Origin of the sequence: Gemmatimonas sp., from assembly GCF_041689975.1 — a bacterium.
Taxonomy (GTDB): domain Bacteria; phylum Gemmatimonadota; class Gemmatimonadetes; order Gemmatimonadales; family Gemmatimonadaceae; genus Gemmatimonas.
Window position 1 is genome coordinate 1 of the sequence record NZ_JBDNFF010000078.1, and the last position, 12,285, is coordinate 12,285.

Consider the following 12,285-nt stretch of genomic DNA (forward strand, 5'->3'; position numbering starts at 1 on the left):
AAAACCCACTACCCAATACCCAACACCCCCAGCCAATAGCCCACAGCCCAAGAGCCCAAAGGCCAGCGGCCAAAGCCCCCAGCCCCCAGCCCCCAGCCCCTAAACCGTACAAACCTCAACCGCCTCCCTCAACGACTTCATCCCCTCCCTCCTCGGCAAGAACTCATGAGCCACGACCCCACGATATCCCGTGCCCGCGGTAAACTCCGCGATCCCGCGATAATTGAGCTCCTGCCCGCCATCGATCTCATTCCTCCCCGGCACTCCCGCCGTATGGAAATGCGCGATCCACGGCAGATTCGCTTTGATCGTCGCGATCACGTCGCCTTCCATCACCTGCATGTGATAGATGTCATACAGCAAGCGGAAGCTCGGTGAGTTCACCCCTTTCGCCACCTCGATCGCCCACGCCGTGTGATCGGCATGGTACTCCTTGTGATCGACTTTGCTGTTCAGCATTTCCATGCACAGCACCACGCCGTGTTGCTCCGCCGTGGGCATCAGTCGCGAGAGACCCGTGATGCAGTTCGCGATCCCTTCGCCGTCGGACATCCCGCCGCGATTCCCGCTGAACACCACGATCTTCTGCACTCCCGCTGCTGCGGCCCGCGGAATCATCGCTTCGCCATCGGCGACGAGCTTGTCGTGCTGATCGAGCCGATTGAAGCCCACCGGAATCGCGCCGAAACTGTTTCCCATCGTGCACTGCAAACCGTACTGCTTCGGCACAGCCCATTCGGTCTCGCCCAGTAAGTCGATGCCCATCAGACCCATGCTCCTAGCCGACGCGCACAGGTCGTTGATCGGTGTGCGCGAAAAGCACCAGCGCGCGACCGACTGATTGAGCCGGCCGGCGCGTACGACTCCCGGCGAGGCGGCACCGAGTGGCAAGGATGACGCCGTGACGGCGACCGCGCCGAGTGCGAGAAGTGCATCGCGACGCGATACATCGCGCCGCGATACGTCGGCGTGTGCGGGTTGCTTCGGCGTCACAGGTTTCTCCGCTTGAGTTCACCGACGGCGTGCGCCACGGCGCGCGCGGTAAGCGCCATGTACGTGATCGACGGGTTCTGGCAGGCGCTGCTCGACATCGCGGCGCCGTCGGTGATAAAGAGATTGGGAACGTCCCACGCTTGATTCCAGCCGTTGAGCACTCCGTCCTTCGCGGTTGTGGACATGCGCGCGCCACCCATCTCGTGGATGCAGTGACCCGGTGGATGCATCGTGCGATTGGGGCGCACGTTGATCGCGCCGGCGGCTTCGAGAATCTCGACGGCGCTGGCTGAGACGTCCTTGTTCATCGCGATCTCGTTCTCGCGCCAGCGCACGTCGATGCGGGCGGCGGGAATGCCCCATTTGTCCTTCGTGATGCCATCGAGTGTGATGTGGTTATCGGCGTGCGGCAATGTCTCGCCCCAGCCACCGATGCTGATGCCCCATGGCCCAAGGTCGTCGATGAGCGACTGCTTGAACGCCGCGCCGTAGCCGGCCATACCACTGCCGCGTCCCCAGCCGGATCGACTCGAGCCGCCCTGCATGCCGTAGCCGCGCAGGAAATCGGGGCTCTGAGTGTTTACGTTTCGGAAGCGTGCCACGTAAGTGCCATTCGGACGACGGCCGATCGTACGCTTGTCGAGATAGCCGGGCATCGTGCCACCGGCGCCGGACCCGTAGTGATGGTCCATCACGTAGCGCCCGAGCGTACCGCTGGAGTTGGCTAGACCGTCGGGCCAGCGCGTGCTGCTGGAGTTGAGCAACAGCCGCACCGATTCGATGGTGGAGGCGCAGAGGAACACGACCTTGGCCTCGTACACCGTTTCCCGTTGCGTGCGGGCGTCGATCACGCGCACGCCGCGCGCGCGCGACCGTTTCGCGTCGTACAGCACTTCGGCCACCACCCTGTGCGGACGTAATGTCATACGTCCCGTTTTCAACGCCGCGGGCAGTGTGCTGCCGATGCTGTTGAAGTACGAGTGCGTCACGCATCCGCGTTCGCAGGGGCCGCAGTAGTGGCAGGCCGCGCGCCCATTGTGGTTCTGCGTGAGAATCGCGGCGCGACCGATCGTCATCACGCGCTCGCCGTTGAACGCCTTCATAATGCGCTCGCGCGCGACCTGCTCCACGACCGTCATCTGCATCGGCGGCAGGAATTCACCGTCGGGCAAGTGGGCGAGTCCCTCTTTCGCGCCGGTCACGCCGATGAACCGCTCCACGTGTGAATACCACGGCGCGATGTCCTTGTAGCGGATCGGCCAGTCGGTACCGTGCCCGTCTTTCGCGTTTGCCTCGAAGTCGAGATCGCTCCAGCGATAGACCTGACGGCCCCACATGATGGAGCGCCCACCCACCTGTCGCCCACGGAACCACTTGAACGGTGCGTCGTCGGGCGAGACGTACGGGTTGTCGTTGTCGTTCACGAAGAACTTGCGGCCCGTTTCGTCGCAGGCGTAGCACTGCCGCTGCACCGGCTGCTCCTTTTCCAGCGCCGTTCGGTCGCCCCAGCCGCGGTACTTCATCTCGTACGGCTGGATGTGCTCCACGAAATCCTTGCCGCCGAAGTCTACGGGGCCACCCGCTTCGAGCACGAGTGTGGAGAGCCCACGCTCGGTGAGTTCCTTGGCTGCCCATCCACCACTGATGCCGGAACCGACCACGATCGCGTCGTACACCCGACGCTGCGGTTGTGCATCCGCGTACAGGTCTTCACTCATCGCGACCTCCGTTGCGGGCGGGCATGTTGGCGGCGCCGTCGAAGCGACCCGGCATGATGTCGGTTTTCAGCACGTCGCGCTGCACGCGCTCGCTGGTGAAGTAGCCGTGAACCACCAGCCCCTTCACGCGTGAATAGCCACGCGCGGCCGGCGCGTTGCGGTCGTATGGCGTGTCGAGCGCATTCATCACAAGCGTGAACGTGTCGCCGGTAAGCACCGACAGCGACTGTCCGCTGATCGCCTGTGCTTGCGCTTCGATCGCGTCAAGGCCGGTGCTCAACGCGCGCCGGTCGGCGTCGGTGTAGTAATCGGCCACGATCACATCGATCCAAGCCAGCACGCCCACGTCGATGGCACTCGGCGTATCGGTGCGCGGGATGATCGCGTCGGCGAGCGCGGCGAGCGTTGCACGCTGAATGGCCGTGAGCGTGGCGGGTTGCCGGGCGTCTGGTGCGCGCGCGCTCATCGCTGCCTTCGACCACGCTGCTCGCGCCTCACCAGGGAGCAGCGTGAGGGCGGCCGCGGCGGCCGCGATCTTCAGAAGTTCACGTCGTTGCATACAGATCTGCATTGGCAGTCGGGGAGGTGAACGCGCTCCCCGACTGCGGTCCAGCGGCCGCGGGAGCTGTTACTGCACTTGGATGTACAGCGGCGCGGGCCAGAGGCGCAAGATCGCTTCGCGCGTGGTTAGCGGCTTGTCATTCTTCAACTTGCTGAACTGCTTCCACCCGGTGAACTGCACGGGCTCCCGTTTGATGTCGCGATAATACGTGTCTCGCTTGAGCCACGGGGCGCCGAATCCGTCCATGTGCATCACCACTTGCACCTTGGGATCGAGCTTGATGTTACGGGCATTGGTCACGCCCTTCGGCGTGAAGCGATGCACCACCAGCATCTTGGGGGGCAGCTTGTGCTTGTCTACCAGATTGGCGAGAAACTTGATGGCGTAGTTGATGTCGGCGGCGTCGTAGGTGCCGATGCGACGACCGGGAACCGCGCCGCTCGTCTTCATCGAAAACTCAGGATCGATGCCGAGATGCACGTCGGGGCGCATGAGGAACTTCTCGATCCACGGAAGCTCCTGCTGCAGCGTGCTTTGGCCGATCTGCAAATCGACAAAGAGCAGAGCGTTCTTCGACTTTGCCCAGCCGTACACTTTCTCGATCAGCGCGCTGTCCATGCGCGTGCGATACTTGCCGCTCGGTCCCGGGTCAGGGTTGGCCACCATGGCGATCAGGTGCAGCGCCGGCTGCACGGGATGCGCTGGATCGAGGCGGGTCCATTCCTTCGCATCGGCCTCGAGCTTGGCTAGCATGACGCTGGTCTCGAACTCGCCGAGAATCCCCATGCGTGTCGAGAGCGGGTTGCCGTAGTACGCCAGCACGCGTTTCGCCGGAAGAATGGATCCGGGAAGCGGAGCGACGGTCTTCACGGGCCATAGCGAATCGAGATCGCTGCCGTTGCCCCTGAAGGCAAGGTGGCGGTCACCGGACTGCGGGCCGAGCGCACCCTGCGTCTTGGCGGCCTTCGGCTTGGCCGCTGAACTCGCCGCGGACGCCGTTGCCGGCTTTGCTGCCGACTGCGCCGCTGCCGCTGACGGAGTCAGCACGGTGCCGGCCGCGACGGTCGCGCCCAGCAGGAATGAGAACGATGTACGGGAGAGCCTGAATTTGAAGCGAGTCGGCACGGAGGTGTGATGATTGGGCGTGGGCGGCACCGGAGGGGGCCATAGGCGCAGTGTAACGTCGTTTTCGCAGCGAACCAAGGGGACGACGTGCGGCACTCAGCGCACCCCGCTGAACTTGCGCTTCACCGTGATGGCGCGGTCGACATCGAGCGCGAGCGTTCCGGCCGCCTCCGCTTGCACGACGAGCCATCGCGGATGCACGAGGACGTCGAGGAGCTTGCCGGTGCGCACCGTGCCGGACAGCTGAACCCCGTCGGTGAGGTCTCGATTCAATGCGTCCTGTACCTTTGTACGGGTTTCCTCGAGAATGGTGTCGAGCGGGAAGCGGGCCTGTTTGCGCAGTTGCACTACCATGTCGCCCTTGCGAAGCCAAGCCAGACCCTGCACGAGCGCGTTGCTGGTGGACACGTCGAAATCGAGATCGGGTACGACCAGCGCGCGCGTGGCCTGATCCAGTCGTGGCGTGCCCACGAGGTAGGCGGTGCCGCTGATATCGCCGCTCACGCGAACGGCGAGCACCACGCGTCCATCGTCGAGCGGGGAGACCACGAGCGAATCGATGCGCACCGAGCGGCCGAAACGCCGGAATTTCCGACCGATGAGTCCACGCGAGAGCGTCGCCGACGCGACGTCGTAGGGGAGCAATCCTTCAATCCGGATGCGGGCGCTGTCGCCGACCTCCTTGAGCGCCGGTGACAGCGGCGGTAGCGGTGACTTGGGGTCGAGCGGCTGCGGACCGGCAATAAGCCGCGGGTGCGCGTACAAACGCACCGTCGCCACGAGCGCGCTGTCTTGGAGCGAAAAGTTACCGAGTCGCAGCTGCTCGGGAGCGAGGTCGAGCCAGAGACTGTCGCGGACGCGGATCGGACGTTGCATCATCCCATACCACTTCTCGACGCGCCTGCGCACGTCGAACGCCGCGATCTTGCGATCGAGCGCGGGTAGTTTCGAGGCAAGCATCGGGCGGACGGCGCGAACAACTTGCTCCGTGACATCGACTTTGAGGAACGTCACGAGACACGCATCCCGGGCGTCGTTCGACGCCGGGCGCAACGATGTCACGCGCGAACGCGACTCGAGGACCCACGACGGCTTCAGTCCGATATCCGTGGTCAGCACCACGTGGAGGCGCGGTGGCGCCTCATCGGTGCCGCACGACGCGCTGAGTGTCGGGCCGATGACCGGCTTGTACCATCCGCGGCCCTTGTACGATACGGTCGTGGTGAGGGTAAGCTTCTGACCGTCGAACTTCACGAGGAACGGCGTGCGTGTGGCGGCGAACGCCACCTGCTGGCGCTTGCTCGACGGAATCGGCAGGCGCTTATCGAGACTGCCGAAACGCCTCGGTACCGCTTGCTCGAGGGCCGTCAGCGCGGGCTCGAGCGCGTAGCTGATGGGCGCGTCCACGATCGACACGGGCACTGATGGCAGCTCAGGAATCTTGCGCTGACCCGGGCGCGAGGTAGGAGCGGATGGCGTCAGCGTCTCGCTGCGACAGGCGCTGAGTGCACACGTCGCGAGCAAGGCCAATCCCCACAAGAGCTCAGTATGCTTCATCGGTAAATAGTACCGACGGGTTTCGCCCTTGCATGGCTGAGCCTGCACGATAGGTTGGCGCGCATGCATATCGACCTGACACAACGCGTCGCCGTCGTAACCGGCGGCGCCAACGGTATTGGCCGCGCGACGGCGCACCGTCTCGCACGAAGCGGCGCCCACGTGGCCATTTGGGATCTGGCCTCATCGCCGGGCGAAGCCGCGGCGACCATGCTCGCTTCAGAAGGACTCCATGTGCAGTTCGTGGAGGCCGACGTGACGCAGCGCGCCAGCGTGGACGCAGCAGTGTCTGCCACCATTGCGCTCTTCGGCGGTATCGACATTCTCATCAACAACGCCGGGATCACGCGCGACGCGCAATTGGTAAAGGTCAAGGACGGATCGATAGCGGGGGGGATGACCGACGACGAATTCGATGCGGTCGTGGCCGTGAATCTCAAAGGTGTCTACACGTGCACACAGGCCGTGGTCCCTGAACTCCTGAAACGCGGTGGCGGACGGATCGTGAACGCGTCTTCGGTGGTCGCACTCAATGGCAACTTCGGACAAACGAACTACGTCGCGACGAAGGCCGGGGTGATCGGCATGACGCAAGTCTGGGCCCGTGAACTTGGCAAGCAAAACATCACCGTGAACGCTATTGCGCCCGGATTCATCGCCACCGACATGACCGCCAAGATGCCAGCATCGGCGCTCGCGGCCATGCAATCACACACGCCGGTTGGTCGACTTGGCTCACCCGAAGACGTGGCAAACGCGTACTGCTTCCTCGCGTCCGACTTTGCCGCCTTTATCAACGGGGCCGTGCTCACCGTGGACGGCGGATTGGTGATCGGGACCTGACGACCATTCCGCCTGGACGGATCATGGCTTCAGCGAGCGTTGACCAACTACCCCACCGCGGATCGGCACGAATGACCACGGATTGGCCCCGCCAGGCGCGAGGGACCGTCATGCTCGTACACGCCAACAACAATATCTGACGTCAGTAGTGTCCCAACGTTTTTCAGTGGAGAATGAGTGGACTGGGCTCGAAATCGGCGTCTGAATAAGTGGGTGGTAACATTAGGTAGTTGATGGAGCGGGACTTGCGCGAACAGAGCCACACTCAGGATCTGTAACATTTCGTACACTCACGGTGTTGCTGTTCTTCGCGTGCCTTCGCGATCTTCGCGGACTTCGCGCGAACGGCGGTGCTGGCGTCTGCCACGGATCGATCGGAGAGCCAGCTGGTTCGCGCGAAGCACGCGAAGAAACGCGGAGCACGCGAAGAACAGCGGAATGATGGAAATAGTAATCGTGCCGACGGACGGGGGTGCGGCGAACCACCGCCTCGTCGTTCAAGCCCGTTGCCGTTTCTTCGAGGGCTTGGGCGGTTCGGTTTTCGGTGCGGCGTACTGCATACGGATCAGAATCGTCGCCGCGCGACGGGTCGCGATCGATCCTTTGGGTGACCAGCGTCGCGGAGCCGGAAGGATCGCGGCCAATCTCGCAGCCTCGTCCCGCGTCAGCTTGGCTGCACTTTTGTTGAAGTGCAGCCGTGCGGCTGCTTCGGCGCCGAACGTGTTGGGTCCCCATTCGGCCAGATTGAGATACAGGTCGAGGATCCGCTCCTTTGACAGCAGGAGCTCGAGCAACAGCGCGATATACGCTTCAATCCCCTTCCGTACGAATGAGCGCCCATTCCAGAGGAACAGGTTCTTGGCCACCTGCTGCGTGAGCGTCGATGCGCCACGCAGCTTGCCGCCACGGCGTCGCCGTTCGAGGGCGTTGTTGATCTCCACGGTATCGATGCCGAAGTGGAGATAGAAGCGATCATCCTCCGACGCGAGCACGGCACGCCGGAGAAACGGCGACAGCTCCTTGCGCGACACGGTGTTGTGCGCCGGCCAGATCGGCCGCTCGCCATTCGCCGTGCGCGCAGCCACGTGCTGCAGCATGACCGAGGTGACCGGTGGTTGCACCACGGCGAAGAGCAGAATGAACGGTACCGGCAGCGCCATCAGGATCAACATGATCACCGCGAGGCGCTGCACCAACGACTTCGCCTTCGTCTTCGTCTTCGCCTTTCCTTTCTCAGCGCTCACCTGATTACGGCTCGCGGAGATGCGGTGGCGTATCGGGCGGCTGACGGCGCCAGCGCCGATGCTGCCAGAAGTACTGTTCGGGGTACTTCCGAACGAGACGTTCGAGGATCTGCGTGTAGCGCAGCACGATCGCATCGATGTCGACCTCACGATCGCCCGTGCGCTCGACCTCCACCGGCTCGATGACGATCGCATAGCGGCCACTGGGCTGACGTACGACCGCCACGAAGACCGTGGGCACGTCGAAGCGCAAGGCGAACACGGCCGGCCCGCGCGGCGTCTTGGCGGGGCGACCGAAGAAGGGCACGAAGGTGCTCGCCAGCCCCAACGCGTCATGATCACTCACGAAGGCGATCGCGCGATTCTCCCGCAGCGATCGCGGGGTCCGCCGCACGGCGTCCTTGTCGGGGATCACTTCCATGCCGATCTCGCGGCGCGTGCGCGTGAGATACGCGTCGAAGATCGGGTTGGCCATGCCGCGAGTCACGACGTCGATCGGGACGCCACGCGCGGCGAAATACGCTCCGCCGAATTCCCAGTTGCCAAGGTGGCCGGTCACGATCAACAGTCCTTTGCCCTTCGCCAGCGCCGCGTCCACGAGCTCCCACCCCTCGACCAACTCCACGCGATCGGTCACATGCTGCGAGGAGGTTCCGGGAAGGACTGCCGTCTCGATCGACGTGCGCCCGAGGCTGTCGTACGAGCGGCGGGAGACTTGAACCACGCGCTCGCGGGAGTACTCCGGAAACGCGGCCGAAATCTGACGTTCCACCACGCCTGCCCGAATGCCTATCGGGCTATACACGAGCCGGCCGATCAGACCACCGACCCAGCTCGCACCGCGCCATCCGAGGAGCCGAAGTCCGAATACGGCGGCGCGCGTACCGAGATACTCCAGCCGGTGCGACAGGGTCGCCGGCTTGCTGGTGGGTTTGGCAGTCGGCGCCGCCGAGGGCGGCGTGGGAGATGGACGGTGCATGCGTCACACAATCTAACGGGCCAACAGACGAACGCCGCGGCGATCCGAAGATCGCCGCGGCGCTCGCAGTGCTCAGAAACCAAGCGCTAGACCTAGTTCGTCAGCATGACCAGCACGCGGCGGTTCGTTGCACGGCCGTTGTCGGTCGTGTTCGGAGCGACCGGGTCCGTTTCGCCCTGCGTACGCGCCACGACACGCGATTCTGCGACGCCCTTCGAGACGAGGTAAGCCTTCGCCTGATCGGCGCGGGCTTGGCCCAGCGTTACGTTGTAGCGTTCCGAGCCGATCGCGTCGGTGTTACCCGTCACGGTGATCGTGCGCGAAGAGTTCGTCGGTTCGACCAGCGACGCCGCGATGACATCGAGGATCGTCTTGGCTTCAGCCGTGATGTCGCTTTTGTTGAACGAGAAGTTGATGGCGCCGATCACGATCGGCCGGGCCGCCGATCCGGCGAGACGCACCGTATCGATCCGGTTCACATAAATCGTGTCTCGCGTCATGATACGGAGCGTGTCCGTCACGATGCGCGGCTTCGGGTCGTTCGTGAAGAACGACAGGCTCAGACCAGCCTGCGCGCCCAGGTTGAACGCGGCGGCGCGGCCCATCGGCTTGGCGTCTTCGTCGGCTGGTAACACGTAGGTGCCAGTACCTTCAAAACGCGCTGAGAGGCGATCATTGATGAGCAACCGCAGACCGAGCAGGCCTTGGGGGCCACCGCCACGCGGCGCCACAATGCGCACGCGCCCGTAAGAATCATACGCATAGCCTGCACCCGCCAGCAGCCTGACGCGGTCGGTGAGCGGGTGGTTATACGTCAAACGGTACGCCCACAGCGCGTGCGACACCTTGTTGAGCGAGTCGCGAGCAGCCTGACCGCTACGCGGCAGGTTCACGTCCACGTCGGCGTAGCTGAGCTCCATTTCCAGAAGCCAGTTCTTGAACGCGTAGATACCGGCGCGACCACCCAGGCCGAGCCCGGTGTCGAGCTTCAGCGTGTCGGCAAACATGGTGATACGACCGAATCCACCGACTTCGATAGCGCCTTGACGTTGCGCGAACACGGACGCCGGAAGCGCGACGCTGAGCGTGGCACCGATGATGAACTTGTGCAGGGTACGCATATCCCTCCCGAATAGGTGAGCTTTGATGCATACGGTCACCAACTTCCGCCGACAGCTTGGGACGAAAGGAGTAAGAACTGTAACCGCACGCACCTTTCAGTAACTTCTTTAGCCAGAAACTGCCGGCTACGGTGACCATATCACACAAATGATGCCACGACCGTCAAGGTAGCGATTGTTTTCGGATACTCGACCGAAAATTTCCTTCAGTGACGGTTTCTCCTGACCCTCGTAATAGATGAGCTCGGATACTGCCTCCCGTTTCCCCGTGCCCCAGTCCCAGCGCCTCGCGCAGTTGGGACTCGTCATCAATGCGGGGTTGGCGGTGATCAAGTTGTTGGCCGGGCTCCTTGGAAACTCGTATGCGTTGGTCGCCGATGCGGTAGAGAGTTCGACGGACATGATCGGTTCGCTGGTGGTCTGGAGCGGTCTGCGAATCGCCAGCCGCGATCCGGACGAGCTGTATCCGTTCGGCTATGGACGTGCCGAGGCGCTGGCGGCGGCGACCGTGTCGGCGATCATGCTCGGTGCCGCCACGGGTATTGCCATCGAAGCGATCGCGGAGATCCGGACACCGCATCATGCGCCGGCCTGGTGGACGCTGCTGGTGCTGGCGATGGTCATCGTCGTCAAGGAACTCCTCGCCAAGCGCGTGATGGCGGTCGGTAAGGCGTCGGGCAGCGTCGCTGTGGCGGCCGATGCGGGGCATCATCGCGCGGACGCGATCAGCTCAGGGGCCGCGTTCATCGGGATCACGATTGCCCTCATCGGTGGCCCCGGCTGGGAGCCGGCGGACGACTGGGCGGCGCTCGTTGCCGCCGGCGTCATTTCGGTCAACGGGGGCCTGCTGCTGCGCACTGCGCTTCGCGATCTCATGGATCGCGCACCTGAGCCGACCGTCCTAGCCATCGTCTCGGACGCGGCGCTCACGACCCCGGGCGTGCGGGCGATCGAGAAACTGAAGATCCGGAAATCCGGCACCGCGTTCTATGTCGAGATTCACGTGCAGGCCGACCCTGCGCTTTCGCTCCATGATGCGCACATTCTATCAGGTATGGTGAAAACCGCGATCCGGCAGCGGGTGCCGGCGGCCATGGGAGTGCTCATTCACATGGAGCCGTTCGAGCCGGCGGAGGAATCATGACCCATCAACCTGACTTCCATGTGCTCGATCGCGCGGCGTGCGAAGCGCTGCTCGCGACGCAGCACGTCGGCCGCCTGGCGTTCACGTTCCACGATCGCGTCGATATCGAACCGATCCACTACGTCTATGCCGACGGGCACATTTACGGTCGTACGCAGTACGGCACCAAGGTGCACGTCCTCGCGCATCATCCGTGGATCGCCTTCGAGGTCGATGAGATCAAAGCTCTGTTCGAGTGGCGCAGCGTGGTCGTGCACGGGCGGATCCAGTTCCCCGATCCCGATGGCTCCGCACAGAACGTTTCTCAGTTCGCGCACGCGGTGGAGATGTTCCGCACGCTCGTGCCGACCGCCTTCGACGCCGACGATCCCACCCCCGCCCGTGAACTCGCGTTCGTCATCGCGGTGCAGGAAATGACAGGACGTGCCGCGACCAGCGGTGGGGCCGCGTGATGTCGAATGGACTCTCGTCGTTGCAGCTTTCGCCGGTCGATCTCAGTCAGAAAATCAAGCTGGGAAGCAAGGCCGCCAGCATCGAAGGCCCGATCGACAAGACGGCGCTCCAGGCGGCCACCAGCACGCTGCTGGCACGGCTCAACGAACTGCAGGAAATGTTTCACGCCGACGGACGACACGCGCTGTTACTGGTGCTGCAGGGGCGCGATGCCTCGGGCAAAGACGGTGTCATCCGAACGGTCTACGGTGCGTTCAATCCCATCGGCGTGCACGTCGCCGCCTTCGGACCGCCCACACCGCTCGAACTGCGTCACGACTTTCTCTGGCGCGTGCATCAGCTGGTGCCGCCCCGCGGTATGGTCGGCGTGTTCAATCGGTCGCACTACGAAGACGTGCTCGCGGTGCGCGTGCGAGAGCTGGCGCCGGAGAACGTATGGCGTGCGCGCTTCGATCATATCAACACGTTCGAACGGATGCTGACCGACAGCGGCGTGATCATTCGCAAGTGCATGCTCCACGTGTCGCGTGAAGCGCAACACGAACG

The 12,285-nt window shown here is 63.7% G+C and carries 11 protein-coding genes and 1 pseudogene; 4 read left to right on the top strand and 8 right to left on the bottom strand.

Annotated elements, in window-relative coordinates:
- Positions 1-99 precede the first annotated feature (99 nt).
- The 5 genes from ACESNG_RS05750 to ACESNG_RS05770 form a co-directional block, all read right to left on the bottom strand.
- The gene (locus ACESNG_RS05750) at positions 100-993 is read right to left on the bottom strand and encodes a hydroxypyruvate isomerase family protein (protein ID WP_373068145.1); all 894 of its coding nucleotides are present in this window, start codon (positions 991-993) and stop codon (positions 100-102) included.
- Positions 990-2,711 carry a GMC oxidoreductase gene (locus ACESNG_RS05755; protein WP_373065535.1) on the bottom strand — a complete coding sequence of 574 codons (1,722 nt, stop codon included), beginning with the start codon at positions 2,709-2,711 and terminating at the stop codon, positions 990-992. The genes ACESNG_RS05750 and ACESNG_RS05755 overlap by 4 nt, the downstream gene beginning before the upstream one ends.
- On the bottom strand, positions 2,704-3,282 hold the full coding sequence (locus tag ACESNG_RS05760; RefSeq protein WP_373068147.1) for a gluconate 2-dehydrogenase subunit 3 family protein: 579 nt from the start codon (positions 3,280-3,282) through the stop codon (positions 2,704-2,706). Before ACESNG_RS05760 ends, ACESNG_RS05755 begins: the two co-directional genes overlap by 8 nt.
- A gap of 57 nt (positions 3,283-3,339) precedes the next feature.
- Positions 3,340-4,398 carry a hypothetical protein gene (locus ACESNG_RS05765; RefSeq protein WP_373065539.1) on the bottom strand — a complete coding sequence of 353 codons (1,059 nt, stop codon included), beginning with the start codon at positions 4,396-4,398 and terminating at the stop codon, positions 3,340-3,342.
- Positions 4,399-4,494: 96 nt separating this feature from the next.
- Positions 4,495-5,955 (bottom strand): DUF4403 family protein, encoded by a 1,461-nt coding sequence (locus ACESNG_RS05770; RefSeq protein WP_373068149.1) that lies wholly within the window; start codon positions 5,953-5,955, stop codon positions 4,495-4,497.
- Positions 5,956-6,018: 63 nt separating this feature from the next.
- Here ACESNG_RS05770 and fabG point away from each other — a divergent pair, with 63 nt between their 5' ends.
- Positions 6,019-6,798: a 3-oxoacyl-ACP reductase FabG gene (gene fabG / locus ACESNG_RS05775; protein WP_373065543.1), complete on the top strand. Its 780-nt coding sequence runs from the start codon at positions 6,019-6,021 to the stop codon at positions 6,796-6,798.
- Between the two features lie 497 nt (positions 6,799-7,295).
- On the opposite strand, the gene mtgA is transcribed toward fabG, so the two are convergent.
- The 3 genes from mtgA to ACESNG_RS05790 all read right to left on the bottom strand — a co-directional run bounded on the left by mtgA (position 7,296) and on the right by ACESNG_RS05790 (position 10,142).
- Positions 7,296-8,042: a monofunctional biosynthetic peptidoglycan transglycosylase gene (gene mtgA / locus ACESNG_RS05780; protein ID WP_373065545.1), complete on the bottom strand. Its 747-nt coding sequence runs from the start codon at positions 8,040-8,042 to the stop codon at positions 7,296-7,298.
- Positions 8,043-8,046: 4 nt separating this feature from the next.
- Positions 8,047-9,021, bottom strand: coding sequence for a lysophospholipid acyltransferase family protein (locus ACESNG_RS05785; RefSeq protein ID WP_373068151.1), 975 nt, complete (start codon positions 9,019-9,021; stop codon positions 8,047-8,049).
- Positions 9,022-9,113: 92 nt separating this feature from the next.
- A complete protein-coding gene (locus ACESNG_RS05790; protein WP_373065549.1) occupies positions 9,114-10,142 on the bottom strand; it encodes an OmpA family protein in 1,029 nt (342 codons plus the stop codon).
- A gap of 238 nt (positions 10,143-10,380) precedes the next feature.
- Here ACESNG_RS05790 and ACESNG_RS05795 point away from each other — a divergent pair, with 238 nt between their 5' ends.
- The 3 genes and pseudogenes from ACESNG_RS05795 to ACESNG_RS05805 all read left to right on the top strand — a co-directional run.
- Positions 10,381-11,286 (top strand): cation diffusion facilitator family transporter, encoded by a 906-nt coding sequence (locus ACESNG_RS05795; RefSeq protein WP_373068153.1) that lies wholly within the window; start codon positions 10,381-10,383, stop codon positions 11,284-11,286.
- Positions 11,283-11,738, top strand: coding sequence for a pyridoxamine 5'-phosphate oxidase family protein (locus tag ACESNG_RS05800; protein ID WP_373065553.1), 456 nt, complete (start codon positions 11,283-11,285; stop codon positions 11,736-11,738). The genes ACESNG_RS05795 and ACESNG_RS05800 overlap by 4 nt, the downstream gene beginning before the upstream one ends.
- Positions 11,738-12,285 (top strand): annotated as a pseudogene (locus ACESNG_RS05805) (polyphosphate kinase 2 family protein); the annotation flags it as partial. The gene ACESNG_RS05800 and the pseudogene ACESNG_RS05805, both read left to right, overlap by 1 nt.